The sequence below is a fragment of the Sphingobium sp. TomTYG74 genome (assembly GCF_055393875.1).
This window is the reverse complement of record NZ_AP027341.1, coordinates 61,577-84,839: the sequence shown is the minus strand read 5'-3', so window position 1 is coordinate 84,839 and position 23,263 is coordinate 61,577. Positions and strand designations below refer to the sequence as shown.

The following is a 23,263-nucleotide window of genomic DNA, read 5'->3' as shown; positions in this document are numbered from 1 at the left end:
TCGAGGAAAAATCTCTCCGCCGCCTCGGTCACGCCAAGCTACCTCAAGCGCCCGAAAGGTCGATCTCGACCTCGGTCGAGAGGCCCACGCGGAGCGGATGCGCAGCAAGTTCCTTGGGATCAAGCGCGATGCGCACGGGCAGGCGCTGAACCACCTTGATCCAGTTGCCCGTCGCATTTTGCGCGGGGATCAGCGCCAAAGACGATCCGGTTCCTCCCGAAAAACCGACAACCTTGCCATGATAGACGACGTCGCCGCCGTAGATGTCAGCCACGACCGTGGCGGGCATGCCGACGCGCACCCGGCGCAACTGCCGTTCCTTGAAATTGGCATCGACATAAACTTGGCTGAGCGGGACGATGCTCATGATCGGGCTACCCTGCGCCACCCGCTGTCCAACCTGCACCTGACGGCGTGTCACCACACCATCGATCGGCGCACGGATGATCGTGCGGCCAAGGTCGAGCCGCGCATTTTCCAGCTTTGCCTTGGCGGCGAGGACGGCGGGGTCCGTTTCGACCGTAGAGCCACTGACTAAGGCATCATTCGCGGCAAGCTGTCCTTCGGCAGCGCCCTGAGTCGCGCGTGCCGTCGCCACGCCTGCGCGTGCCTGTTCAAGGCCCGCTCGTGCGGCGGCAAATGCCTTGCGCGCGCTGGTGACTTCTTCACCCGACACGGCTCCTTCGGGTGCCAACGCCTCGCGCCGCTGAAGATCGACGCGCGCCTTGTCATAGTCCGCCTGCGCAGCGGCGAGCTGCGCGCCCGCCTGCGTGATGTCGGCACTGCGCGCCTGCACCTGAGCAGCGAGCGATGAACTGGTCGCGGCGGTCTGGCGGAAGCGGCGGCGCGCTTCGGCAAGGTCAGCCTCCGCCTGCGCGACGGCGATGCGGGCGTTTGTGGGGTCCAGCCGCACCAATATGTCGCCGCGCTTCACCGCCTGCGTGTCGGTCACCCGCACTTCGATCGCCTGCGCGGAGATGAGCGGCGTCACCTGCGCGATCTCGGCATTCACATAGGCATTGTCGGTGCCGACATGATTGCGGCCGATCAGCAGATACCAGAGGGCATAGATCGCGCCGATGACGAATACGGCCAGGGCGAGGCGAACCAGCCACTTCTTGCGCTGCTCCATCCGCGCGCTCTTGTCGGCACTGCCGGTATCAGCTGTAAATTCGGGGGCTGCATCAGCCATTGGGCAGGTCCTTGGACGATGTGCCGCTGGTGGCGAAGCCGCCGCCCAGCGCGCGAATGAGGGCAATATCGGTCGAAAAGGTGAGGGCCTCAAGCTCCGCAACGGACTGGCGGGCCGAAAGCAGCTGGTCCTCGACATTCAGCACGTCGAGGAAGGTGAAAAGGCCGCCTCTGTAGCGCTTCTGCGCTATGGCATAGGCTTCTTCCGATGCGGCCAGCGCGGCGCGCGCCTCCGTCAGCCGCTGACCCAATATCCGGCGGCCGGTGACGGCGTCGGCCACGTCGCGATAGGCGCCAAGGACGGTCTTGTCATAATTGGCGACGGCTTCGTCGAAAGTCGCCCGCGCGCCACGATAGCGACCACGCAGTTCCCCACCATGGAAGATAGGCAAGCTGATCGCTGGCCCGACATTGCCGAACAGCGAATCCTTGCTGAACAACGTGTCGAGGAAAGAACGGGGACCCGTCACCGACTGGTCCGTGAAAGATGTGTTGTAGCCAAGCGACTGCGCCCCGACGAGGGCACTCAGGCTGATGGCGAGGAAGAAGTCGGCGCGGGCAACCTTGATGCGCTTGGCAGCGGCTTCCGTGCGGGCGAGCGCGGCGGCGACATCGGGGCGCCGTGCCACCAGATTGGTGGTGACATCGGCGGGCAGGCCCAAATCCGCGACCTTGCCCAGATGCGGCTGCGCGATGGCAAGGCTGCGGTCGGGGCCTGCACCGATCAGCGCCGCGATCTGATGCTGCCGGACCGCGATGGATTGGTCGATTCCCGCCAGCACGGCGCGGGCGGCGGACACGGTCGCATCGGCTTGCCGCACGCTACCCCGCGTTTCCAGCCCGTTACGCTGCCGCTCCGTCACGAGTTTCTGGCTGGCGGATCGGATGTCCAGCGCGCGCTGCTGGATCGCCCGTTGGTCGAACAGGCGGGCAAGGTCAGCATAAGCATCGGCGATCCCCGTCGTCAGCGCCAGCCGCGCCTGCTGCGCATCGATGCGCGCGGCCTCCGCTTCCGAAGTTGCGGCGGCCAGCGCCGCCCGGTTCCGGCCCCACAGATCAAGGTCGAAATTCATATCGAGCGCGACTTGCCCCGTGCCCAGCCAACCTTTGGGCACGAAATCCTTGGGGAAGCCCATATTATAGCTCTGCTTCGTCGCGGCAGTCGATCCGGTGAGATCAACCGACGGCAAAAGCGGGGCTCCGGCCTGCTGCGCGGCGGCGGATGCCTGACGAAAGCGGGCCGAGGCGGCGGCGATGTCGGGGGAGGCGGCGAGCCCCTCCTCCATCAACGCATCGAGTTGCGAGTCGCCATAGCTTTTCCACCATCCATCGGCTGGCCACAGCGCCTCGCCCTGCCCCAGCGTTTGCGATGCCGCGATGCTGGACGCTGTCCGGGGCGTTGGGGCCTTGCCCAGGTCTGGCACCGCCGCGCAGGCGGAAAGCGCCAATATCGCCACCGGCAAAAGACCGGCTCGCGTGGAACGAATGAGACAATGCAGGGACATAAGAAACCGTACCATGTGGTATGAAAACCGCCTTTGCGCCTGCCGCACGGGCTTGTCAACAATATTATCGTACTCTATGGTACACCTTTATGACTGACCAGACAGACATGGCCACCCTATCCCGTCGTGAAGCGAACAGGCGCGATCGTCGTGACGCGATCGTCGCGGTCGCCCGGCGGTCGTTCCTGGAAAATGGCTATGCCGCGACCACCATGTCCTCCATCGCAGCCGAATTGGGTGGGTCGAAGGGCACCTTGTGGAGCTACTTCCCCGGCAAGGAAGAATTGTTCGCCGCCGTCCTGCGGGACGCGACGGAGACCTATCATGCCAGCCTTGCCCAGCTTCTCGATACGGGTGGCCCGCTTGAACAAAAGCTCCTGCGCTTTAGTCATGACCTGTTGCGCAAGGTAACATCGCCTGACGCGATCGCGCTGCATCGGCTGGTGGCCGCAGAATCGAGTCGCTTTCCCAAAATGGGGGAGATTTTCCTGGAACTGGCGCCTTTATATACCCGCAACCTGCTGGCCCGTTTTCTGGAGGTAGCGATGGAGCGGGGGCGGTTGCGGCGTGCCGATGCCCTGCTTGCGGCGCGGACGCTGATCGTGCTCACCTTGTCGGGCAGTCACCAGCAGATGATCTGGGGCAATGGTCAGCCGCCCACGCCCGAACAGGTGGACGCCGACGTGGCCTTCGCGGTCGATTGCTTCCTGCGCGCCTATGCGCCCGAAGCGGAGGCACCTTCACAGGGAAGATCGCATTAACCATTTATTTGCGCACTTATCCTAGATCAAGGCGTGTGAGGAGACGCACGCCATGCAGTTTTTCAAATCCGCTGCGAGGACGCTCAATACAGACAGCGACAAGGTAAAGAGCGCTCGCCCGCTCCGCCGCCGCAAGCTTCTACTGATCGAGGAAGACGACACGGCCCGGGCCGTGATCGCGCGCCGCCTCTCCCATCTCCATTATGATGTCGTGCTGGCCGAAAACGGCTTCGTCGCGCTGAACCGCCTTCTCTCTCGCTCGGTGGACATCATCCTGATCGACATGGGACTGGCGATCCTGCCGGGCATAGCCACCATGAAGAAAATCCGCGCCGCTGGCCTTGCCGGTCAGGCGAGTTTCGTGATGATCGCGGGCAGGCAGGATAACGCCAGCGTCGTGGAGGCTTTGGAAGCAGGCGCGGACGATTATGTCACCAAGCCCTTCGACTTCGACGTGCTGGACGCGCGGCTGCGCCATCTGTGCCAGCGCGCCGATGAGTTGAACGCCCTCACCCGGCACAATGCCGAACTCGACGCTCGCATTGCGCGACGCGCCGTGGAATTGGGCGAGACGCGCGACGCGCTTGAGGAAATGCAGGTCGATAGGGCGCGGCTGGTCTCATCGATCCAGGCGTTGAATGATGAAATCGCCCGGCTGAACGCTGCCCGCACCTGAAACGATCAGAGCTTCAGCGCTTCAACCAGCGAGTCGCGGTGAACCAACCGCCAATCCCGATCGCCATGGCGACGCAGACCGCCACCACGCCCCAAAAGGCCCAGGCTTCATGGGCGAAGGGAATGCCGTTGACGTTCATGCCGAGCAGCCCGGTCAAAAAGGTGAGCGGCAGGAAAACCAGCGCCACAACCGATATGATCAACGCCTGCCGGTTCATCTGTTCAGCGCGCAGGTCGGTCAGTTCTTCATGCGCCAGCGCCGATCGCTCGCGCACCGCCTCCAGCTCCTCCGCCATGCGGGCGCAGCGATCCGCTGCTTCCTGCAAATGCAGCCGGTCATCGGGATGAAGCCAGGGCGCATCCGCCGCCGACAATCTTTCGAGCGCCTGCCGCTGCGGTGAGATGAAGCGGCGATAGCTGATCGCCGACGCCCGGATTTCGGACACCTGCCGCCGTACCTCCGCCGCGCCATTATCGCTTAACGTGCTTTCGATCTCGTCCAGATCATCGCCCAGCTGCGCCACTTCCGGATCAAGCGCTTCGGTGATTTCCTGCGCAAAGGCGGCGATGAGGTCGCCCGGATCGCGAATCTCTCCGGCCAGCATCTGCTGCACCACCGGCTCCATCGCCGCCAGCGGGCGGTAGCTGACGGTGATCACCCGCGCATGTTCCGCCCATAGCCGGATCGACACCAGCGGATCGCCGCCCGCGTCCTCATCCGCCCCCAGGCCGCGCAGGTTGATGAGCGCACCATGCGCCATCACCGTGCAACGCGGCCGGGTTTCCTGCGCCAACAGCGCCGACAGCGCCGCCTGCGGCATATGGTCGCAGCGCGAGACGATGCTCTGCGCATCCTCCCGCCAGCCATCGGCATGAATCCAGCTGAAAGGCGCATGGTCGGCCTGCGCGCAAAAATCATCGAGCGAGATTTCGCGCGCCGCTTCGCTGTTATAGACGAACACCCGGCTCATTGCGGCATCTCCAGCCAGAGCGAGAGCCCCTCCCCCGGTGTTTCCGGCGGCGTGGTGGCGGGAATGCGCACAGCGTCGGCGCGGGCACGGTCGAGGATCGCTGCTGGCACATCGGGCCTATGATAAATGCGATCAGCCTCGCCAAGCAGGCGCGCCGCCCGGAGCGTCAGGTCATCGGGATCGCTCGACAGCAGGCACAGCGCGACAAGACGGGAGGGTTCCGCATCGCCCTGCTCAGCAAGCCAGCGGGGCACCTCGTCAGCGGCATCCTCGCGCAACGGGTCGATGAGGCCACCAGCCGACAGCCCCGCATCGATCGCACGGCGGCGGGCGCTGGCATCGGGCCAGCGTGCGCGGATGGCGTCTCGGGCAGCGTGCAGCGCAGTGGCAAGCCTGCCCAGCTTTTCCGGCAATATTGCCTCGATCCGCTGGCGCAGCGCCTTTGCCAGCCCCGCCGACGCACCGCCCGTGCCGATGGCGATCAGCACCGGCTCACGGTCGATGATGGCTGGCAGAGTGAAGTCGCAAAGCTCCGGCCGGTCGGTCGCATTCACCAGCACGCCCCGCGCCTTCAGCCGCGCAGCCGTCGCATCATCGCCATCGGCGACAATCGCGATGGCCGCGTCCTCAGCCTCCCCGACGACGCGCGCGCCCGCCCGTTCGAGCAACCGCCGCTTGGCGTCCGCAGCCTCGCCGCTCCCCGTCAGGATGACGGCCCTACCCCTCAACACCAGGAAGACGGGCAGGCTTTGCATCAGCCCTGCACCCAGTCGGGAATGCTGTCCGCCTCGATCAGCGCCTCGATCGGCGGACGCGCGCGGACCACAGCCCACTTGTCGCCGGAAACCAGCACCTCGGGCGTCAGCGGGCGGCTGTTATAGGTGCCCGCCATGGTCGCGCCATAAGCGCCCGCCGTCATGAAGGCGACCAGATCGCCCGCCTGCACCACATCCATGTCCCGATGCATGGCGAAAGTATCGCCCGTCTCGCAGACCGGCCCCACCACATTGGCAGTCTCCCGCGCGCCCGAAGGATCAACCGCGCGAATGTCATGCCAGGCATCGTAGAGGCTGGGCCGCATCAAATCGTTCATGGCAGCATCGACGATGACGAAAGGCGCCTGCGCGCCCTGCTTGACGCGCACCACCCGCGACAGCAGCGCACCCGCATTGCCGACGATGACCCGGCCCGGCTCGAACATCAGCCGCACGTTCCAGCCCTGCGTCGCCCGCGTCACCATCTCGCCATAGACAGCAGGCAGCGGCGGAATCGGGAGCGACGGGTCATAGGGGACGCCCAAGCCCCCGCCCAGATCGGCGGTACGGATGGCATGCCCAGCGGCGCGCAGCTTCTCGATCAGCGCGCCGACCTTCGTGAAGGCGGCCTCAAGCGGGGCAAGATCGGTCAGCTGGCTGCCGATATGGACAGCAACGCCCTGCACATCCAGACCCGGCAAGTCGCGCGCAGCGGCGTAGCTTTCCAACGCCCGATCATAGGGAATGCCGAACTTATTCTCCGACTTGCCGGTCGAAATCTTGGCGTGGGTGCCTGCGTCCACATCGGGGTTAATGCGATAGGCGACGGGGGCCGTCTTCCCCATCGACAGCGCAACTTCCGACAGCATCTCGGCTTCCGGTTCGCTTTCCAGATTGAACTGGAAAATGCTGTGCTCCAGCGCCAGCCTCATCTCTTCGGCGGTCTTGCCGACCCCGGAAAAGACGATGCGATTGGCCGGAATGCCCGCCGCGATCGCGCGCAACAGCTCGCCACCCGAAACCACATCAGCGCCCAGCCCCAGCTTGGCCAGCGTCGCCAGCACCGCGCCATTGGGATTGGCCTTGACCGCAAAGGCGATCAGCGGATCATCCAGCCGGGAAAGGGCATCGCGGAAGACATTGACGTGGCGCGTCAGGGTCGCGGTCGAATAGATATAGACCGGCGTGCCGACCGCCTGCGCGATCTCCGCCATCGGCACCTGCTCCACATGCATGGCGCCGTTCACATAGTCGAAATGGTCCAAGGCTTGTCTGTCCTAGCGAAGCGTATCAGGGCTGGTTTCGGGCGGCAGGTCGAACGGATCATCCTGGCGCTCTTCCGACTGCGAGAGGATGTCGACGCTCCGTTCCGGCCGGGCCTGAATGGAGGGAGTCATCAGTTGCTGCGCGGTCGGGGCGGCAGCGGCGCCGACCGGCACGGCAGGCATTTTCTGCCCTTCGATCGGCTTCAACGGCTGGCGTCCACCACAGGCGGCGAGCCCAAGCACCAGCAGCGCAAAGGCGACATTCCGGCTGATGGTCATCCTCATGCCGTCTCCTCCCGGGCCTGCTCGATACGCGCGCGCACCTGGTCGGGCGCAGTGCCGCCATGGCTCTTGCGGCTGGCGACTGATGCATCGACCGTCAGCACCGCATAGATGCGCTCATCGATACGGGCGTCAATGGCTTTCAGCGTCTCGATCGGCAGGTCGGCGAGCGGCGTGCCCGCGCTCTCCGCCGCCGCGACCGCGCGGCCGGTAATATGATGCGCCTCACGGAACGGCACATTGGCCTCGCGCACCAGCCAGTCGGCAAGGTCGGTGGCGGTGGCAAAGCCGCTCTCGGCAAGGCCGCGCATCCGATCGGTGCGGAACGTTACCGTCTCGATCATCCCCGTCATCGCCGCGATCGACAGGCCCAGCAGATCATGCGCCTCGAACACCGGCGGCTTGTCGTCCTGCATGTCCTTCGAATAGGCGAGCGGCAGGCCCTTCATCGTGACGCACAGCGCCGTCATGCACCCCATGATGCGCCCGGCATGGCCGCGCACCAGCTCGGCTGCGTCGGGATTGCGCTTCTGCGGCATGATCGAGCTGCCGGTCGAATAAGCATCAGGCAGCTTCACAAAGCCGAAGGGTTGGCTCGCCCAGATGATGAACTCTTCCGCCAGCCGCGACAGGTGCAGGCTGCATTGTGTCGCCGCCATCAGATAATCGAGCGCGAAGTCCCGGTCGCTGACGCTGTCCAGGCTATTGTCGGTCGGCTTGGCAAAGCCCAGCGCCGCCGCCGTCGCATGGCGATCGATCGGAAAGCCCGTCCCGGCCAACGCCGCCGCGCCCAGCGGGCATTCATTCAGCCGCTCACGCGCGTCGGCGAAGCGGCTGCGATCGCGGCGGACCATCTCATAATAAGCCATCAGATGATGGCCCAGCGTCACCGGCTGCGCGGACTGAAGATGCGTGAAGCCCGGCATGACCGCATCGGCATGTTCCTCCGCGCGGGCGAGCAGCGCCTGTTGCAGCGCCTCAAGCCCCGCCGCCACCTCGTCGATTGCATCGCGCACCCACAGGCGGAAGTCGGTCGCCACCTGATCATTGCGCGACCGCGCCGTATGCAGCCGCCCTGCCGCCGGACCGATCAGTTCGGCCAGCCGGGACTCGGTCACCATATGAATATCTTCAAGGTCCAGATTCACCGGCACGCCGTTCGCTTCATACTCGGCGGCGATGCGGTTCAGCCCCTCGGTGATCGCCTGCGCGTCCTCGCCCTCGACGATGCCCTGTTTGGCCAGCATGGCGACATGCGCCTTCGACCCTGCGATGTCCTGCTTCCACAATCGCTTGTCGAACGGGATGGAGGCATTTATCTCGCGCATGACCGAAGCCGGACCAGCTGCGAAGCGTCCGCCCCACATGCTGTTGGAGCCGTCTCCCGTGCGACCTTCCCCGTCCCGATCAACTTTGCCCTGCGTAATGACACTGCTCCTGCTGGCTGGCCTCGGCGCGTGCGATAGGCAATCGCCGGGCGCGGGGCAAGATCAAGCCAATAGCAGCGCGCCAGTCCCCCCGACAAGCGGCGAGGCAACAGGTGCCCCGCAAAGCGGCAAGGGCGCGTTCAGCTTCACGCTCGACCGTTCAAAGGCAGGCACCCCTGCCCCCGATTTCGCCTTCACCGGGCCGGATGGCAAGGACGCCACCTTGCAGGATTTCGCGGGCAAGCCGTTGCTGGTGAACCTGTGGGCAACATGGTGCGCACCCTGCATCGCGGAAATGCCGACGCTCGATGCCGTCGCCAAGGCTTACGGGGCCAAGGGTCTGGCGGTGCTGACCATCTCTCAGGACAGCCAGGGCGAAAGCGTGGTGAAGCCGTTCTTCGCCAAGCACGCGCTGCCGCACCTTAAAAGCTTCATCGATCCGGAAAACCAGTTCGGCTTCCACTATGCGACCGGCATGCTGCCCACGACCGTGCTGTACGACCGGCAGGGCAAGGAGATGCTGCGCGTGATCGGCGCGATGGACTGGAACAGCAAGGAAGGCCGGGACCTGATCGAGGCGGCGTTGGAATCTTAGAGACAAATCCTCCCCATGCCGAGCATGGGGAGGATTTTCTAACCTAACGCACGCGCTTCACGCACCACCATTACGGGGACGCCATCGCGCACAGGAAAGGCCAAACCAGCCGCATCCGACACCAGCTCGCTCCTTTCCGCATCCCACCGCAACGGCGTCCGCGTCACGGGACACACAAGCTTCGCCAGCAAATAGGGGTCAGGCGAAATCATTGCATCGTCGCCCCGCCATCGGGCTCCATCCGCCCGACGATCTGCATCAGCTGAATGATCCGGTCGCACCGCTCGCTTAAGCTGTCCGCCTCCAGCAAGGTCTGCTTGGCGGCGGGATCGAATGGCGCGATCTGGGCAATGCCGTTCACCAGCGACGTGTCGTCAAGCCGCGACACGGCGGTCCAGTCCACAACATAGCCCAACGCGTCTGCAAAGCGCCGCGACTCCTGTTCCAGCGCCGCGCGTTCGACGGAGTGCAGCACCTCATCCTCCGGCGCCTGCTCGACATCGGCCTCGATCTGGCGGAAAGCGGTGGTGACGTCGAGTTCGCGGATCACCCGAAAACGCGCCAGCCCTTCCAATATGATGTTGAAACGGCCGTCATCCAGCACCTCGAATTCGCTGATCCGGCCGAGGCATCCGACATCGTACAGGGCGGGCTTGACCCCCTCCCCGCGCGGTTGGATCATGCCGATGCGGCGGTCCCGCGCCATGGCGTCATGGATCAGCGTCCGGTAACGCGGCTCGAATATATGCAGCGGCATGTCCATGCCCGGCAACAACAGCGCCCCGGACAGCGGAAAGATGGAGACGCGCGCGCGGTTCACCGGCCGCGCCGTCAGGAAAAGAGGATCTGCGACAATTTCCGCCGCTGCCCTGCGACCCAAGGGTCTTCAAGGCCGGTGGCCTCGAACAGCTTGAGCAGTTGCGCCTTTGCCGCGCCTTCATTCCATTCCCGGTCGCGGCGGACAATCTCCAGCAGTTCCTCGGCGGCCCGGTCCCGCTCGCCATTCGCCATAAGGCCGCCCGCCAGTTCAAAGCGCGCCCCATGATCGTCTGGATTGGCGGAGACCTTCGCCTCGACCCCGGACAGGTCGGCGACAGGCTTTGCGTCGCGCGCCAGAGCAATGGCGGCGCGGGCGCGGTCGATCGCCTGATCCTTGGCGACATCGGCGGGCAGCGCGGCGAGCACCGCCTCCGCCTCATCCAGTCGGCCAAGCGCCACCAACGCGCGGGCATGGCCCGACGCGACCTCACCATTGTCCGGCGCCATCTGGCCGATCTGCTCGAACACCGAAAGCGCCCGGTCGGGCTCGCCACCCGCCAGCATTTCCTCGCCCATTTCAATGAGCGGGGCGATTTCCTCCAGCTGCGTCTTCTCATCCGATTCGATCGGCAACTGCGCCAGCAACTGGTCGAGATATTGCTTCAACTGCCCCTCGGTCCGCGCCTGGCTGAGGTCAGCGACCGGCTGGCCCTGGAACACGGCATAGACGGTCGGGATCGACTGGACACGAAACTGGGCGGCGATGAACTTATCTTCATCGACATTGATCTTCACCAGCTTCACGCCCTTGGACGCATAGTCGGCGCAAACCTTTTCGATGACCGGGGTCAGCTGCTTGCACGGCCCGCACCATTCCGCCCAGAAATCGACGATGACAAGGCTGGTGCGTGACGGATCGACGACGTCGCGCCGGAACGCCTCCACCGCTGCCTTATCGGTGTCGCTCATTCCTAGGGTCGCCACTGCCGTATTCTCCTGCCTTGTTGCGGTTGGGTGCCGCCTCCATACAGCGCCTTATGTGGGGCGTCACCCTATCCGCACAAGACTCAGAAGGTATATCCGACGCCAGCCGCGGCGATCCATTGGTTCCTGGAACCCGCGATGCTTACGATGGGCGAATTCCCATAGTCGCCCAGCATCCGCGAATAGCCCCCCAGCGCGAACAGCGCCCAGCCCTTCCGAATATCGCCCGACAATGACACGCCACCTGTCAGATTGACGCCAACCTTCTTGAAGCCCGACCCATCGCCCGCGCGCGAATATTCCGGAAGACCGGACGCCAGCGCCCCGGCGGTATCGACATCATAATAATAGCGGCCATATTTCTTGCCCACATAATCGGCCGACACGCCCAGGCCCACGAAGCTGCGCGTCGAAAGCGGCGTGAAATATTCGATCGCTGGCGTCACGATGAAGCTTTCATGCGCGCCCGCGACATCCTTCGTCACGGCCACGCGCACCGACAGATTATCGTAGGCGCTGGTGATGATGCCGGTCTTGCCGATGCCGACAAAGCCGCCAAGCTCCACCGCCTTATCGCGCTTACCAAGCGCGCGCACCGCGTCATCCTTGATATTCTTGATGCTCGACCGATCGAAACGGACGCCCGCCACCGGCCCCAGCTGAAGGTCGATATCCTGCCCTCGGTTGGGAATGACATCGAAATAAAGGCTCGGCCCGCGCGTCCAGAAGGCGAAATCGCTCACCTTGCCGCGCAGCTGCGGGACAGGGATCACCCGATAGTCGTCCGACCCTTCATAGCTCGGAATGACGGCGGCGCCGATCCCGACGGTCAGCACATTGCTGTCGTTCGTCTGGGCGAACGCCGTGTTAGCGGCACCCAGCGCAATAAAGGCAAGGCCCGCGAACAATATCTGTCGATGGTTCATAAATCCCCTGTTCCATCAATATGGTCAGCTTTTAGAATGTTTCGCTGCCATTACAGTTCCGGACGGATGCAGTCAGAGGAAATATTTGACCTTTATATCCTGACGCATCGCCGACCCCGTCACGGTAAATTGCGCCGAACGGAAGCTGGGCGCGCCGAACCTTATGGCCGGGTTCCGGGAAAAGCCCACGCCCTCGCGCGGGATGCCGACGAAAGTGTCGAGCTTCCCATTGCCATTTTCATCATGAATGATCGCGACGCTATAGGTGCCGGGCGCCAGATCGCCCAGCGGGATCGCCGCTGATGTCGTGGCGACGACCAGGTGGCGCTTGTCGGGATCATGACTGCAATCGGGAAAATAGGCGGGCGACCGGGCGACGCAGACCAGCAGGTTTCCCTTGTGCGATCGCAGGCCTTCAACCCCGATGCTGATCGGCTGCGGCTGGCCCACTGGCGCGGCGCCGGGCAGGATCATCATGGCCAGGGCTGCGAACAGCAATTTTTCCTTCATCCGTGCGTCTTCCTAAAATCGCCCAGTCCCCGATCGGTCCCGCACAGACGGTCCCAGACACGGAAATAAAGCCCGTAATTGCAGCTATATTGTTCATGATGTCGCTGATGATGGCTGGCGGTGATCAACCAGCGGCCCGCCGGTCCCTGCACGATCCAGCGCGGAAACATCTCCCACCCCATATGATTCGACACACCCATCACGGTCATGATCGCCAAAACGCACCCCAGCGCCCCGACATGGATCGGGATCAGGAAAACCAGCGCCGGAATGACGATGGCACCGCTCAACGCCTCCCATGGGTGAAAGCTCATCGCCGCCCAGGCGGTCGGCGGTCGGCTCGCATGATGCACGGCATGCGCGGCCCGGAACAGACGCGGCCGGTGCATCCAGCGATGCGTCCAGTAAAACCAGCTGTCATGCGCCGCCAGATAAAGCAGCACCGAAACCGGCAGATACCAGAGCGGATAGGCGCTCACATCGGTATAGATGCGCGTCCAGCCCTGCGCCTGCCAACCCCATGCGACCACGCCCGCCGGGATGCCGTAAATCAATGCCGATGCCAACGACCACGCAATCTCTCGCCGGATCTGCGGGTCCAGCCCGGCATAGAGTCCCGGCTGCCGGACACGCGTCGCCAGCGCAAAGCCGCCGCTGGTAAGCAGATAGCGCACCGCCACGATCGCGCTCATGGCAAGAGCGGAAAGAAGGATCGCGGCCAGCATGGGATCGACTATAGGCAGCAGCGCCCGGCCCGTCACCCCATCAGGTCCCCCCATCAGGTCCGTGGCCGCGCCTGACGATAGCTGCCCAGCATGCGCACCCACTTGCTGTGGAATTCCAGCTCGGCGAGCGCGCGATCCACGGCGGGATCGCCCGGCATCCCTTCGATATCGCAGAAAAACTCCGTCGCGGCGAAGCTTGCGCCCCGCTGGTAGCTTTCCAGCTTCGTCATGTTGACGCCGTTCGTCGCAAAGCCGCCCATCGCCTTGTAGAGGGCAGCGCGCACATTCTTTACCTCGAACAGGAATGTCGTCATCACCGGACCATCATCGGGTTCCGGCATGGTCGGCTCGCGCGAGAGCACCAGGAAGCGCGTCATATTGTCGTCGCTATCCTCAATATTCTCCGCCACCATTTTCAGCCCGTAAATCTCCGCCGCCAGATAGGGCGCAACGGCGCCCTCCCCCGGCTTGCGGGATTCCGCCACCAGCGCCGCCGCCCCCGCCGTATCGGCATAGGCAATCGGCTGAATGCCCCGCTCGCGCAGATAATGGCGGCACTGCCCCAGCGCCTGCGGGTGGCTGATCGCGCTTTTGACCGGGCTATCGTCGATGGCCATCAGGCAGTGGCGGATGCGCAGGAAATATTCATCGACGATGTGCAGCCCCGATTCGGGCAGCAGGAAATGCATGTCGGCGACCCGGCCGTGCAGGCTGTTTTCGATCGGAATGATCGCCCGCGCCGCCAAACCATTGCGCACCGCGTCGATCGCATCTTCAAAGGCAAAGCAGGGCAGCGGCACCCAATCGGGCGCATAGCCAAGCGCGGCAAGGTGCGAATTGGCGCCCGGCGCGCCTTGATAGGCGATAGCGCGCGACGGGTCGGCTGCGGCCTTTTCGGCGAGTTCCGCGACCAGCGCGCGGGCGGGGGCAGGATAGTTTTCCATGGATGAAGCGCGCTTAGGCACTCCTCCGCGCGCGCGCAAGCGTGTCGAAATCCCCGACTGAAACCGGGCAAGGTGCCATAGCTGCCAACCATGCTTGCACGTTCGCTCTTGCGTCATTATGGCAGCGCGCTAGAGGGGGCGCGGAAACCAAGCCGCCAGAACAGAAATTCAAGGGAATCCAAGCGAAATGGGTGATCGTTTCAACACCGTTGCAGGCTGGGCGTTGTTTGCGGGGATCATTGCGCTGGGTGGCGGCATCGTCAGCTCCAAATTTTTCCATTCGGAACGGCCCGAAACAATGGGCTACGCGATCGAAGGGGTGGAGGCTGAAGGCGAAGGCGGCGCCGCTGCTGGGCCGGGTCTGAACACGCTTCTCGCCAGCGCCGACGTTGCCGCCGGTGAAAAGGTCTTCGCCAAGTGCGCGGCCTGCCACACCGTCAACCAGGGCGGCGCCAACGGCATCGGCCCCAATCTTTTCGCAACCGTCGGCGAACCGATCGGTCAGGGCAAGGGCGGCTTCGCCTTCTCGGACGCGCTCAAGAGCAAGGGCGGTAACTGGACCTTCGAGAATCTGGATCACTGGCTGAAGAGCCCGCGTGAATTCGCGCCCGGCACCAAGATGACCTTCGCGGGCCTGGGCAACCCGGCCGACCGCGCGAACCTCATCGCCTGGATGAACACGCAGGGCTCCAACCTGCCCCTGCCCGCCGCCGATGCCGCACCCGCCGAAGCGAGCGCAACGCCGGCCGAAGCCGCCGCCAACGCCACGAACGCCGCCGAAAGCGTCGAGGGCAAGGCTCCGGCCAACGCGGCTCCGGCGACCGGACCTGCCGCTGCTGGCAAATAACATCGGAGGGGTCAGCCCCTCCTGTTGAACCTGACGGGCGCGGCAGTGAATGCCGCGCCCGTTGCGTTTTGGGAAATGCGCCTTTGTGAAACTCAGCTCGTCTCAGGGCTTTACGACTTCACCATCCTCTTTGGTAAATCGATCGGGCTGGCGATCCAATAGGGTCAATACGACCTCTGATGGACGACACAGTTTTGTGCCCAGGGGGGAGACCACAATGGGGCGGTTCACAAGGATGGGGTGCTCAACCATCGCCGCCAGGATTTGATCATCCGTGGCATCCGCGCTCATCAAGCCGAGTTCCGCAGCAGGGGTGCCCTTTTCTCGCAACAGATCACGCGGCGACGCGCGCATATCGGCGATCAGGCGCTCCAGTAGGGAACGGGTCCAGCCGATGTCGCGATACGCAATGACCTCGGGACGATAGCCCGCAGCCTGGATCATCGCCAACGCGTTACGCGACGTGCCGCAATCGGGATTGTGATATATCGTAATGGGAAAGGCATCAGGCACGATGCGGGTCCTCCTGTAAAAGCCAGCCAAACACCATCAGCGCGACTATGGCGCCTGCACTTTGGCCGCCGATGAACAAGGGGATCGATGATGGCGCAATCCCCGCAAAGCTGTTCGTAAAGCCGCGAGCCACGGTCACGGCAGGATTGGCAAAGGATGTGGACGCCGTGAACCAATAAGCGGCGGTGATGTAGAGCCCCACCGCCGTCGGCGTGAATTCGGGTCGGGACCGCTGCGTCGTCAATATCGTTCCGATCAGGCCGAAGGTGGCGACGGCCTCCGCAAAACCTTGCCCCCAGCCGTCGCGCAATTTGGTCGAGATTTGCAACACCGGCTCGGCGAACATTGCGTGCGCCATCCATACACCAACAACAGCGCCGCAAATCTGTGCGACCACATATTGCAACGCCTTTTGGAGGGTGACTTCACCCCGCAGCAGGAAAACAAGCGTTACCGCCGGGTTGAAATGTGCACCTGACAGCGGCGCGAACATATGGATCAGGACGACGAGGCCCGCCCCGGTCGCCACCGTGTTCGCCAACAATGCAATCGCATCATTACCGGCGGCAAGTCGCTGTCCCATGATGCCCGATCCCACGACGACGGCCAGCAGCATGGCCGTGCCCAAGGCTTCAGCGGCAATGCTGCGGATGACTGTCATTGAGGCGAACAGCAATTTGCGGTGTCCACCATGGCGACCAAAGGTGCGCAGATTTCCGGACGTCCAGCGCAGCAGTCGGAAACGAGAAACTTCAAAAGATCACCCATCCCCTCAAAATCGGCGGAGTAAATCACCGATCGCCCCTCGCGTCGGGACTGGATCAGGCCAGCATGCCCCAGAATAGTGAGATGCGTGGAGAGCGTGCTTGGCAATGCGCCCACTTCGCGCGCTATTTCTCCGGCCGGGATACCTGAGGCGCCTGCACGAACAAGCAGGCGGAAGACGGCTAGCCTGTGATTATGCGCCAATGCCGACAGTGCCTCGACGGCGTCCGGTAACGACATCTGCTGATTTTCATGTGTCACGGACGGTGACCCTTCGATTCGACTATTCGATAAAATCCGAAATATCGAATTATATCACCCAAGCCAAGGGGTGCGTTCGGCTAATCAAACGTCCTTATGACCGACCTTGGTCCTTAGTCGCCGTCCCCCATATTTGAGACATTAGCCCCTCCCCTTCAGGGGAGGGGTTGGGGTGGGGGCACGCTGTTATAGGTCAGCTTTCCCTTGGGGCACGCCCCACTCCTCGGTCCCCTGCCCTGAAGGAGACGGGATGAAGGATGTCCGCGACTGGTCACACGCCGACCCGAACCTCCTGCAACGTCGCCGGAAGGCCCTTCTAACGCTCCGCCACCAGCAGCTTATCGATCTTGCGCCCGTCCATATCGACGATCTCAAATCGCCACCCCTGATCGTCGATGAAATCGCCGACTTCGGGCAAGCGCTTGAGCAGCCACAGCGCGTGGCCCGCGACCGTGGCATAATCGCGGTCTTCGGGCAGGTCGATGCCGATCCGGTCGGCGAGCAGGTCGACGGGCATCTGGCCCGACACCAGCAGGCTGCCATCGTCCCGTTCCACAATGTCGGGTTCGTCATGCAGGTCGCGATCGGACGCGAAATGCCCCGCGATGGCGGACAGCAGGTCGGCAGGCGTCGCGATGCCTTCGAAATGGCCATATTCGTCATGCACCATCACCATCGGCACATCGGCCCGGCGCAGCACTTCCAGCGCGTCCATCGCATCGACCTGATCGGGAACCACCTCAACGCGGCGCATCAACGACCCCAGGTCAAGCCGTTCTCCACGGAACAGCGCCGTCATGATGTCGCGTGCCTGCACCACGCCGATAATATCCTCGACCGTTCCACGCCCCACCGGCAGGCGAGTGTGCGGCGTTTCGAGCAGCCTCGCGCGGATGGTCTCCTCATCCGCGCCGATGTCGATCCAGTCGACGTCCATGCGCGGCGTCATGACTTCGCGCACCGGCCGGTCGGCCAGCCGCACCACGCCTGAAATGATCGCGCGCTCGCTTTCCTCGATCACGCCCGACCGGCTCGCTTCCGCGACGATCAGGTGCAATTCCTCGGCCGTCACATGATGTTCCGACTCCCGCGTCATGCGCAGCAGGCGGAAGATGATCGCGCTCGACCCGTCCAGCACCCAGACGATGGGCGCGGTGATCCGCGAGAGCAGCAGCATCGGCGTCGCCATGAGCACCGCGATGGGTTCAGGCGAACGCAGGGCGAACTGCTTGGGCACCAACTCACCAATAATCAGCGAGGCGTAGGTGGTGAGGCCAATGACAATCGCAAAGCCAAGATTTTCGGCCGCATTGGACGACAGCCCCAGCAGTTGCAGCCGCTCGCCCACCGGCCCACCAAGGCTCGCGCCAGAATAGGCGCCCGCGACGATGCCGATCAGGGTGATGCCGATCTGGACGGTCGAAAGAAACTTGCCGGGATCGCTCGCCAGCAGCAGCGCCGTGTTCGCGCCGCGCCGCCCTGCCTTCTCCATCGCCTGCAACCGGGGGCGGCGCGCCGACACGATCGCCAGTTCCGACATGGCGAAAACGCCATTCAGAGCGACCAGCGCCAGAATGATGACAAGGTCTGCCCAGGGAAAGGGCGTCGGAGCGTGCGGGGGGATCGTGGCCATGGTGGTCAGCTACGCCCTATAAACCTGTTCCTTACAGTTTCACAACCATCGCATCACCTGCCGTTCAGTTCGCCAGTGGAACAAAAGCATGGCTTTGACGATTGGGGCCTGCATCCGCGCTTTCGGGTGCAAGACAAAAAGGGAATTGAATCTATGCGGATTTCTCATCGCATCATGGGTACGGCAGGTCTGGCCGCCATGCTCGCCACCGCCGCCTGCACGACGGATCCCAACACCGGACAGCGTCAGATTTCCAAGGCAGCGATCGGCGGCATCGGCGGCGCACTGGGCGGCTATCTGCTCGGCGATCTGGTCGGCGGCAAGCGTGACCGCACGGAGAAGATCCTGGGCGCAGGCATCGGCGCGGTCGCAGGCGCTGGCATCGGCGCCTATATGGACGCGCAGGAACGCAAACTGCGCGAGGAAACCGCCGGCAGCGGCGTCGATGTGATCCGCGATGGCGACAATCTGGTGCTGCGCATGCCGTCGGGCATCACCTTCTCGACGGACAGCGCGGCCGTGCAGCCGCAATTCCGTCCCACGCTGGACGAAGTGTCGTCCGTCCTCGCGCAATATCCCAAAACCTATATCGACGTGTACGGCCACACCGACAGCGATGGCGCCGACGCCTACAACCAGACCCTGTCCGAACGCCGCGCCCAGTCGGTCGCCGACTATCTGACCAGCCACGGCGTCCAGTCGGCCCGCATCGCAACGCGCGGCTTTGGCGAAACCCAGCCCATCGCCTCCAACGCGACCGCAGAAGGCAAGGCCAGCAACCGCCGCGTCGAAATCAAGATCGCGCCGGTCACTGAAAGCGACGTCCGGGCGTAAGCCTGCCGCCACTACGAACGGAGCCGGGACGCGCCATAAGCGCTCCCGGCTTCTTTCGTGGGCGAGCCACCTCCCCAAAAAACTCCGTTCGCCCTGAGCCTGTCGAAGGGCTCTTCTTTTCTTAAGAGGAGTGAGTGGCTCCTAACGGCTCAGCCCCACGGGCAGGGCTTTGATAAAACGAACCGAACCTCAAAAACTCGCCTTCAACCCGTCAATCACAAACTGCGCAGCCAGCGCCGCCAACAGCACCCCCAATAACCGCGTAATCACTGCCTCGATCTTGCTGCCCAGCCGCGCCATGATCGGCCCCGCCGCCAGCAACGCGCCCAGCATCAGCACCAGCGTCACCAGCACCGCGCCCATGACGACAAGCCGCTCGCTCAATCCCTCGGCCTGCGACATCAGCAGCATCACGGTGGCGATCGAACCCGGTCCCGCGATCATCGGCATCGCCATCGGGAATACCGACACATCCTCGACCTCGGGCGTCTCGGCGATCTTGTGCGCGCGGTCCTCGCGCCGCTGGGTGCGCTTTTCGAACACCATGTCCATCGCGATGATGAACAGCATGATCCCGCCCGCGATCCGGAAGCTGTCGAGCGCGATGCCCAGCACCCCCAGCAGCTGCTTCCCCCACAGCGCGAAGATAAACAGGATCACCGCCGCGATCCCAACCGCGCGGATCGCCATTGCGCGCCGCTGCGCATGGCTCGCCCCGGTGGTCAAGCTGGCATAGATCGGCGCGCAGCCGGGCGGATCGATGACCACGAACAGCGTGACGAAGGCGGAGATAAACAGCTCGATCATGTTCCGGGCGCCGCCACCCTGTCGTCTATCACCACATCATACCCCGCGCCGTTCCAGACGCGCACCATGACATGGCGGCTTCCATCAGGAGCAACCTCCGCATTCCACAACAGGCTTTCATCGGCAGGCGGCACCGCTGCTTTCGCCTCGGCTCCCACCGCTTCAGGCGCTTTACCTCGTTTGCAAGTCGCGACCTTCCCCACCAGAAACTCCGACGCAGGACGCGGCGCGGCAAGCGTATCGCCATGATCCAGCACCCATTTCCACGCGCCTTGCTTGTCCCGCCGCCAGATCGTCGTGAAATAGCCGACAGAGCCATCCGGCCGCTGCCAGTTACCCGTACTTGCCGCCAGATTGCCGTCGCACGACACATATATGGTAGCAGGCGTCCAACTCACCGGCTTGGGCGGATCGGCCCGCCCTTTCAGCCATTGTTTCGCCATCACCCGCTGCGGCACGAACATCACCGCATCCTCGGCCGCCGTTTCGCGAAAGGCGGTCCACTGCCCCTTGTCGCGCGCCAGACGGTTGAAGGCGATCTCTGCGGCAAAGACGGAACTGGGATCAGGCTGATGCCGCATCGGGGGCCGCGCCGCCACCAGCCCTATCAGGCAAGCCGCGATCAGGACGGCCCGCCTTGCCGTCACAGCCCCTCCGGCTTTGCCAGCCCCGCGCGCGCATGCGCTGCCACCAGCGTATTGCGCAGCAGCACCGCGATCGTCATCGGCCCAACCCCGCCCGGCACCGGCGTGATCGCCCGCACATGGGCCAGCGCTTCAGCCGTCGCGACGTCGCCTACGATCCGGCTCTTGCCATCCTCGGTATCGGTCACGCGGTTGATGCCGACGTCGATGACGGTGGCGCCCGGCTTGATCCATTCGCCCTTCACCATCTCGGCGCGGCCTACGGCAGCCACCACAATGTCGGCGCGATGCACGACCGAAGCCAGGTCCCGCGTGCGGCTATGCGCGATCGTAACCGTGCAATTCTCAGCCAGCAGCAGCTGCGCCATCGGCTTGCCCACGATGTTGGACCGGCCCACGACCACCGCCTCCATGCCGGACAGGTCGCCCAATTCATCCTTCAGCAGCATGATGCAGCCCAGCGGCGTGCAGGGCACCAACGCCTCCTGCCCCGTCGCCAGCCGCCCGCTATTGACGACATGAAATCCGTCCACATCCTTGGCTGGGTCGATCGTGCCGATCACCGCCGCCTCGTCGATATGGTCGGGCAGCGGCAGCTGGACCAATATGCCGTCCACCCGTTCATCGGCGTTCAATTCCTCGACCAGTTCGAGCAACGCATCCTCGCCAATGCTGGCGGGCAGCTTGAACTCCAGGCTTTCCATGCCCGCCTCGACCGTCATCTTGCCCTTGTTGCGGACATAGACGGAACTGGCCGGGTCCTCGCCCACCAGCACGACGGCCAGCCCCGGCTTGCGCCCCGTACGTTCGACAAAGGCGGCGACGCCGTCTGCCACTTTCGCGCGCAACGTGGCGGCGAAGGCTTTTCCGTCGATGATCTTGCCGATGGTCATGCTGCCTCAACCCGTTCCTTGATGATGGCGGACAGGCGCGCCAGCGCGTCGACACCGCCCTTGATACGAAGCCGCTTTAGCCGGTTGCTGTCACCCGATTCCAGCGAAATCGCGCTCCTCGGCCAGTCCAGTGTCTTGGCGAGCAGCGCAATGAGCGCCACGTTCGCCCTGCCCTTTTCCGGGACGGCGCGGACGCGCGCGCCCAGCCACTCAGCACCCTTCTCATCCGTCCAGCACCCGCATATGTCTTCACGCGCCGCGCCCGGCGTCAACCGGACAGACAGCAGCAGGTCGTTTCCGTCCTGCCTCCAGACGCTCACACCAGCCCGAAGAGCGGCGGCAATATGGCCTGTCGGATGATCAGGATGGCGAGCAGCACGACCATGGGCGACAGGTCGAGCGCGCCAAGGTCAGGCATCACCCGTCGGATCGGATTGTAGATCGGCGCCGTCATCCGGTCGAGCGCCACGATGATCGTGCGCACGATGTCGCTGGACGTGTTGATGACATTGAAGGCGATCAACCAGCTCATGATCGCCTGGATGATGATGATCCACCACAGCACATCGAGCAGGATGACAATGATCTGATAGAGCGCGTAGGCCATGCGGTCTCCAAATTGACTGCCGCTGCTCTAGCCGAGGGAGAGGCTCCGCGACAAGCCGGGAGCAGGTGCTTTCCGATGATTGGGATTTTGCAACCCATCCCCGTTCGTATCGAGCGAAGTCGAGATACGGATGCGCATACAGCTTCTCGACTTCGCTCGAAGCGAACGGTCGCTGCTTCCAAAACCCCGGCTCACCGCCGCACTAAAGTACCGGCACCACGCTTGGTGAAAATCTCCAGCAGCATCGCATGCGGCACCCGTCCGTCCAGGATGACGGCAGCGTCCACGCCGCCCTCGACCGCCTTCACGCAGGTTTCCAGCTTCGGGATCATCCCGCCGCTGATCGTGCCATCCTCTTGCAGCACCTTGATCGCCGCCGGGTCGAGGTCAGTCAGCAACTGCCCCTGCTTGTCCAGCACACCCGCCACATCGGTCAGCAGGAAGAAGCGCGAAGCCTGAAGCTCCGCCGCGATCGCGCCCGCCATGGTGTCGGCGTTCACATTATAAGTGTGCCCGTCAGCGCCAATGCCCACCGGCGCGATGACCGGAATGATGCCGCTCTGCGTCAGCGTGTCGAGGATCGACCGGTCGACCTTCACCGGATCGCCGACAAAGCCGAGATCGACATTGCGCTCAATACCCGAATTGGGATCGGGCGCGCGCGTATCGCCAACCTTCTCGCACAGGACGAGCCCGCCATCCTTGCCGGAAATGCCGACAGCCTTGCCGCCAGCTCCGGAAATCCAGCCGACAATCTCCTTGTTGATGGAGCCCGCCAGCACCATTTCGGCGATTTGCGCGGTTTCCCTGTCGGTGACACGCAGGCCGTTCACAAAGTGCGATTCGACCCCCAGCTTCTTGAGCATCGCGCCGATCTGCGGCCCGCCGCCATGGACGACGACGACATTGATGCCGACCGCCTTCATCAGCACCACATCCTCGGCGAAATCGCGCGCCGCTTCGGGGTCGCCCATGGCGTGGCCGCCATATTTCACGACGAAGGTCTGCCCCGCATATCGCTGCATATAGGGCAGCGCCTCCACGAGCGTTTCGGCCTTGGCGAGGAGAGCGGGGTCGGGGGCGTGCTTGCTGTTCATGGGCGCGCGCAATAGGGGCTTATGGATGCGGGGGCAAGTTTGTGCAGAAGGACTATAATCCCCTCTTCCCTTCAGGGGAGAGGGTGC

Annotated in this window: 29 protein-coding genes; 5 read left to right on the top strand and 24 right to left on the bottom strand. The window is 63.9% G+C overall.

Going from position 1 to position 23,263, the window contains the following annotated elements; all coding sequences use genetic code 11:
* Nucleotides 1-43 precede the first annotated feature (43 nt).
* Together ACZ5TB_RS00440 and ACZ5TB_RS00435 are read right to left on the bottom strand one after the other, a co-directional pair.
* Nucleotides 44-1,192 carry an EmrA/EmrK family multidrug efflux transporter periplasmic adaptor subunit gene (locus ACZ5TB_RS00440; protein ID WP_464778901.1) on the bottom strand — a complete coding sequence of 383 codons (1,149 nt, stop codon included), beginning with the start codon at nt 1,190-1,192 and terminating at the stop codon, nt 44-46.
* Nucleotides 1,185-2,696: an efflux transporter outer membrane subunit gene (locus tag ACZ5TB_RS00435; protein ID WP_464792570.1), complete on the bottom strand. Its 1,512-nt coding sequence runs from the start codon at nt 2,694-2,696 to the stop codon at nt 1,185-1,187. The genes ACZ5TB_RS00440 and ACZ5TB_RS00435 overlap by 8 nt, the downstream gene beginning before the upstream one ends.
* Nucleotides 2,697-2,785: 89 nt before the next feature.
* Here ACZ5TB_RS00435 and ACZ5TB_RS00430 point away from each other — a divergent pair, with 89 nt between their 5' ends.
* Both ACZ5TB_RS00430 and ACZ5TB_RS00425 read left to right on the top strand, forming a co-directional pair.
* The gene (locus ACZ5TB_RS00430; protein WP_464778900.1) at nt 2,786-3,457 is read left to right on the top strand and encodes a TetR/AcrR family transcriptional regulator; all 672 of its coding nucleotides are present in this window, start codon (nt 2,786-2,788) and stop codon (nt 3,455-3,457) included.
* A 52-nt stretch (nt 3,458-3,509) separates the two neighbouring features.
* The gene (locus ACZ5TB_RS00425) at nt 3,510-4,133 is read left to right on the top strand and encodes a response regulator transcription factor (protein ID WP_464791605.1); all 624 of its coding nucleotides are present in this window, start codon (nt 3,510-3,512) and stop codon (nt 4,131-4,133) included.
* Between the two features lie 13 nt (nt 4,134-4,146).
* Here the strand turns inward: ACZ5TB_RS00425 and ACZ5TB_RS00420 are convergent, their stop codons facing one another.
* From ACZ5TB_RS00420 to argH, 5 genes are read right to left on the bottom strand one after another with little or no spacing between them, the layout of a single operon-like run.
* Nucleotides 4,147-5,103 (bottom strand): zinc transporter ZntB, encoded by a 957-nt coding sequence (locus tag ACZ5TB_RS00420; protein WP_464791604.1) that lies wholly within the window; start codon nt 5,101-5,103, stop codon nt 4,147-4,149.
* The gene (locus ACZ5TB_RS00415; RefSeq protein ID WP_464791603.1) at nt 5,100-5,858 is read right to left on the bottom strand and encodes a precorrin-2 dehydrogenase/sirohydrochlorin ferrochelatase family protein; all 759 of its coding nucleotides are present in this window, start codon (nt 5,856-5,858) and stop codon (nt 5,100-5,102) included. The genes ACZ5TB_RS00420 and ACZ5TB_RS00415 overlap by 4 nt, the downstream gene beginning before the upstream one ends.
* The gene (lysA, locus tag ACZ5TB_RS00410; RefSeq protein WP_464791602.1) at nt 5,858-7,123 is read right to left on the bottom strand and encodes a diaminopimelate decarboxylase; all 1,266 of its coding nucleotides are present in this window, start codon (nt 7,121-7,123) and stop codon (nt 5,858-5,860) included. The genes ACZ5TB_RS00415 and lysA overlap by 1 nt, the downstream gene beginning before the upstream one ends.
* Before the next feature lie 12 nt (nt 7,124-7,135).
* Nucleotides 7,136-7,402: a hypothetical protein gene (locus ACZ5TB_RS00405; RefSeq protein ID WP_464792569.1), complete on the bottom strand. Its 267-nt coding sequence runs from the start codon at nt 7,400-7,402 to the stop codon at nt 7,136-7,138.
* 2 nt (nt 7,403-7,404) lie between these two features.
* The gene (gene argH, locus ACZ5TB_RS00400; RefSeq protein ID WP_464791601.1) at nt 7,405-8,772 is read right to left on the bottom strand and encodes an argininosuccinate lyase; all 1,368 of its coding nucleotides are present in this window, start codon (nt 8,770-8,772) and stop codon (nt 7,405-7,407) included.
* 58 nt (nt 8,773-8,830) lie between these two features.
* Between argH and ACZ5TB_RS00395 the strand changes: the two genes are divergently transcribed.
* Complete coding sequence (locus tag ACZ5TB_RS00395; RefSeq protein ID WP_464791600.1) at nt 8,831-9,427, top strand: TlpA family protein disulfide reductase; 597 nt, start codon at nt 8,831-8,833, stop codon at nt 9,425-9,427.
* A 38-nt stretch (nt 9,428-9,465) separates the two neighbouring features.
* Here ACZ5TB_RS00395 and ACZ5TB_RS00390 read toward each other — a convergent pair whose 3' ends face one another.
* From ACZ5TB_RS00390 to ACZ5TB_RS00360, 7 genes are all read right to left on the bottom strand, one after another.
* Nucleotides 9,466-9,639, bottom strand: coding sequence for a Trm112 family protein (locus ACZ5TB_RS00390; protein ID WP_464791599.1), 174 nt, complete (start codon nt 9,637-9,639; stop codon nt 9,466-9,468).
* Nucleotides 9,636-10,247, bottom strand: a complete 612-nt coding sequence (locus tag ACZ5TB_RS00385; RefSeq protein ID WP_464791598.1) for an LON peptidase substrate-binding domain-containing protein — start codon at nt 10,245-10,247, stop codon at nt 9,636-9,638. The genes ACZ5TB_RS00390 and ACZ5TB_RS00385 overlap by 4 nt, the downstream gene beginning before the upstream one ends.
* Before the next feature lie 11 nt (nt 10,248-10,258).
* Entirely contained in the window at nt 10,259-11,170 is a 912-nt protein-coding gene (locus tag ACZ5TB_RS00380) for a tetratricopeptide repeat protein (protein ID WP_464791597.1), read from the bottom strand.
* Between the two features lie 83 nt (nt 11,171-11,253).
* Nucleotides 11,254-12,096 carry a MipA/OmpV family protein gene (locus tag ACZ5TB_RS00375; RefSeq protein ID WP_464791596.1) on the bottom strand — a complete coding sequence of 281 codons (843 nt, stop codon included), beginning with the start codon at nt 12,094-12,096 and terminating at the stop codon, nt 11,254-11,256.
* A gap of 72 nt (nt 12,097-12,168) precedes the next feature.
* A complete protein-coding gene (locus ACZ5TB_RS00370) occupies nt 12,169-12,606 on the bottom strand; it encodes a DUF2141 domain-containing protein (protein WP_464791595.1) in 438 nt (145 codons plus the stop codon).
* Nucleotides 12,603-13,331, bottom strand: a complete 729-nt coding sequence (locus ACZ5TB_RS00365; protein ID WP_464792568.1) for a sterol desaturase family protein — start codon at nt 13,329-13,331, stop codon at nt 12,603-12,605. Before ACZ5TB_RS00365 ends, ACZ5TB_RS00370 begins: the two co-directional genes overlap by 4 nt.
* A 53-nt stretch (nt 13,332-13,384) precedes the next feature.
* Nucleotides 13,385-14,275, bottom strand: coding sequence for a prephenate dehydratase (locus ACZ5TB_RS00360; RefSeq protein WP_464791594.1), 891 nt, complete (start codon nt 14,273-14,275; stop codon nt 13,385-13,387).
* A gap of 187 nt (nt 14,276-14,462) precedes the next feature.
* Between ACZ5TB_RS00360 and ACZ5TB_RS00355 the strand changes: the two genes are divergently transcribed.
* On the top strand, nt 14,463-15,122 hold the full coding sequence (locus ACZ5TB_RS00355; protein WP_464791593.1) for a c-type cytochrome: 660 nt from the start codon (nt 14,463-14,465) through the stop codon (nt 15,120-15,122).
* 102 nt (nt 15,123-15,224) lie between these two features.
* Here ACZ5TB_RS00355 and ACZ5TB_RS00350 read toward each other — a convergent pair whose 3' ends face one another.
* The 4 genes from ACZ5TB_RS00350 to ACZ5TB_RS00335 all read right to left on the bottom strand — a co-directional run bounded on the left by ACZ5TB_RS00350 (nt 15,225) and on the right by ACZ5TB_RS00335 (nt 18,294).
* The gene (locus tag ACZ5TB_RS00350; protein ID WP_464792567.1) at nt 15,225-15,566 is read right to left on the bottom strand and encodes an ArsC/Spx/MgsR family protein; all 342 of its coding nucleotides are present in this window, start codon (nt 15,564-15,566) and stop codon (nt 15,225-15,227) included.
* A 61-nt stretch (nt 15,567-15,627) separates the two neighbouring features.
* Nucleotides 15,628-16,296, bottom strand: a complete 669-nt coding sequence (locus tag ACZ5TB_RS00345; protein ID WP_464791592.1) for an aquaporin — start codon at nt 16,294-16,296, stop codon at nt 15,628-15,630.
* Nucleotides 16,293-16,661, bottom strand: coding sequence for an ArsR/SmtB family transcription factor (locus ACZ5TB_RS00340; protein ID WP_464791591.1), 369 nt, complete (start codon nt 16,659-16,661; stop codon nt 16,293-16,295). Before ACZ5TB_RS00340 ends, ACZ5TB_RS00345 begins: the two co-directional genes overlap by 4 nt.
* A gap of 316 nt (nt 16,662-16,977) precedes the next feature.
* Nucleotides 16,978-18,294 (bottom strand): hemolysin family protein, encoded by a 1,317-nt coding sequence (locus ACZ5TB_RS00335; protein ID WP_464791590.1) that lies wholly within the window; start codon nt 18,292-18,294, stop codon nt 16,978-16,980.
* 153 nt (nt 18,295-18,447) lie between these two features.
* On the opposite strand from ACZ5TB_RS00335, the gene ACZ5TB_RS00330 reads away from it, so the two are divergent.
* On the top strand, nt 18,448-19,128 hold the full coding sequence (locus tag ACZ5TB_RS00330; protein WP_464778882.1) for a YiaD family glycine zipper/OmpA-like lipoprotein: 681 nt from the start codon (nt 18,448-18,450) through the stop codon (nt 19,126-19,128).
* Between the two features lie 189 nt (nt 19,129-19,317).
* Here the strand turns inward: ACZ5TB_RS00330 and ACZ5TB_RS00325 are convergent, their stop codons facing one another.
* From ACZ5TB_RS00325 to argB, 6 genes are all read right to left on the bottom strand, one after another.
* A complete protein-coding gene (locus ACZ5TB_RS00325) occupies nt 19,318-19,935 on the bottom strand; it encodes a MarC family protein (protein ID WP_196225271.1) in 618 nt (205 codons plus the stop codon).
* Nucleotides 19,932-20,582 carry a YybH family protein gene (locus ACZ5TB_RS00320; RefSeq protein ID WP_464791589.1) on the bottom strand — a complete coding sequence of 217 codons (651 nt, stop codon included), beginning with the start codon at nt 20,580-20,582 and terminating at the stop codon, nt 19,932-19,934. Before ACZ5TB_RS00320 ends, ACZ5TB_RS00325 begins: the two co-directional genes overlap by 4 nt.
* Nucleotides 20,579-21,472, bottom strand: coding sequence for a bifunctional methylenetetrahydrofolate dehydrogenase/methenyltetrahydrofolate cyclohydrolase FolD (folD, locus tag ACZ5TB_RS00315; protein ID WP_464791588.1), 894 nt, complete (start codon nt 21,470-21,472; stop codon nt 20,579-20,581). Before folD ends, ACZ5TB_RS00320 begins: the two co-directional genes overlap by 4 nt.
* A complete protein-coding gene (locus ACZ5TB_RS00310; RefSeq protein ID WP_464791587.1) occupies nt 21,469-21,792 on the bottom strand; it encodes a DUF167 domain-containing protein in 324 nt (107 codons plus the stop codon). The genes folD and ACZ5TB_RS00310 overlap by 4 nt, the downstream gene beginning before the upstream one ends.
* The gene (locus ACZ5TB_RS00305) at nt 21,789-22,079 is read right to left on the bottom strand and encodes a YggT family protein (protein ID WP_196225267.1); all 291 of its coding nucleotides are present in this window, start codon (nt 22,077-22,079) and stop codon (nt 21,789-21,791) included. The genes ACZ5TB_RS00310 and ACZ5TB_RS00305 overlap by 4 nt, the downstream gene beginning before the upstream one ends.
* A gap of 191 nt (nt 22,080-22,270) precedes the next feature.
* Nucleotides 22,271-23,176, bottom strand: a complete 906-nt coding sequence (gene argB / locus ACZ5TB_RS00300; protein ID WP_230463238.1) for an acetylglutamate kinase — start codon at nt 23,174-23,176, stop codon at nt 22,271-22,273.
* Between the last annotated feature and the right edge of the window lie 87 nt (nt 23,177-23,263).

Bases quoted from the DNA above. Each gene is read 5' to 3' on its own strand.
- ACZ5TB_RS00305 (WP_196225267.1), bottom strand. From the start codon at position 22,079: ATGGCCTACGCGCTCTATCAGATCATTGTCATCCTGCTCGATGTGCTG.
- ACZ5TB_RS00325 (WP_196225271.1), bottom strand. From the start codon at position 19,935: ATGATCGAGCTGTTTATCTCCGCCTTCGTCACGCTGTTCGTGGTCATC.
- ACZ5TB_RS00425 (WP_464791605.1), top strand. From the start codon at position 3,510: ATGCAGTTTTTCAAATCCGCTGCGAGGACGCTCAATACAGACAGCGAC.
- ACZ5TB_RS00330 (WP_464778882.1), top strand. From the start codon at position 18,448: ATGCGGATTTCTCATCGCATCATGGGTACGGCAGGTCTGGCCGCCATG.
- ACZ5TB_RS00350 (WP_464792567.1), bottom strand. From the start codon at position 15,566: ATGATCCAGGCTGCGGGCTATCGTCCCGAGGTCATTGCGTATCGCGAC.
- ACZ5TB_RS00415 (WP_464791603.1), bottom strand. From the start codon at position 5,858: ATGCAAAGCCTGCCCGTCTTCCTGGTGTTGAGGGGTAGGGCCGTCATC.
- ACZ5TB_RS00355 (WP_464791593.1), top strand. From the start codon at position 14,463: ATGGGTGATCGTTTCAACACCGTTGCAGGCTGGGCGTTGTTTGCGGGG.
- ACZ5TB_RS00420 (WP_464791604.1), bottom strand. From the start codon at position 5,103: ATGAGCCGGGTGTTCGTCTATAACAGCGAAGCGGCGCGCGAAATCTCG.
- ACZ5TB_RS00395 (WP_464791600.1), top strand. From the start codon at position 8,831: ATGACACTGCTCCTGCTGGCTGGCCTCGGCGCGTGCGATAGGCAATCG.
- argB (WP_230463238.1), bottom strand. From the start codon at position 23,176: ATGAACAGCAAGCACGCCCCCGACCCCGCTCTCCTCGCCAAGGCCGAA.
- ACZ5TB_RS00405 (WP_464792569.1), bottom strand. From the start codon at position 7,402: ATGACCATCAGCCGGAATGTCGCCTTTGCGCTGCTGGTGCTTGGGCTC.
- folD (WP_464791588.1), bottom strand. From the start codon at position 21,472: ATGACCATCGGCAAGATCATCGACGGAAAAGCCTTCGCCGCCACGTTG.
- ACZ5TB_RS00345 (WP_464791592.1), bottom strand. From the start codon at position 16,296: ATGACAGTCATCCGCAGCATTGCCGCTGAAGCCTTGGGCACGGCCATG.
- ACZ5TB_RS00375 (WP_464791596.1), bottom strand. From the start codon at position 12,096: ATGAACCATCGACAGATATTGTTCGCGGGCCTTGCCTTTATTGCGCTG.
- ACZ5TB_RS00365 (WP_464792568.1), bottom strand. From the start codon at position 13,331: ATGCTGGCCGCGATCCTTCTTTCCGCTCTTGCCATGAGCGCGATCGTG.
- ACZ5TB_RS00370 (WP_464791595.1), bottom strand. From the start codon at position 12,606: ATGAAGGAAAAATTGCTGTTCGCAGCCCTGGCCATGATGATCCTGCCC.
- argH (WP_464791601.1), bottom strand. From the start codon at position 8,772: ATGTGGGGCGGACGCTTCGCAGCTGGTCCGGCTTCGGTCATGCGCGAG.
- ACZ5TB_RS00360 (WP_464791594.1), bottom strand. From the start codon at position 14,275: ATGGAAAACTATCCTGCCCCCGCCCGCGCGCTGGTCGCGGAACTCGCC.
- ACZ5TB_RS00440 (WP_464778901.1), bottom strand. From the start codon at position 1,192: ATGGCTGATGCAGCCCCCGAATTTACAGCTGATACCGGCAGTGCCGAC.
- ACZ5TB_RS00390 (WP_464791599.1), bottom strand. From the start codon at position 9,639: ATGATTTCGCCTGACCCCTATTTGCTGGCGAAGCTTGTGTGTCCCGTG.
- ACZ5TB_RS00435 (WP_464792570.1), bottom strand. From the start codon at position 2,696: ATGTCCCTGCATTGTCTCATTCGTTCCACGCGAGCCGGTCTTTTGCCG.
- ACZ5TB_RS00335 (WP_464791590.1), bottom strand. From the start codon at position 18,294: ATGGCCACGATCCCCCCGCACGCTCCGACGCCCTTTCCCTGGGCAGAC.
- ACZ5TB_RS00430 (WP_464778900.1), top strand. From the start codon at position 2,786: ATGACTGACCAGACAGACATGGCCACCCTATCCCGTCGTGAAGCGAAC.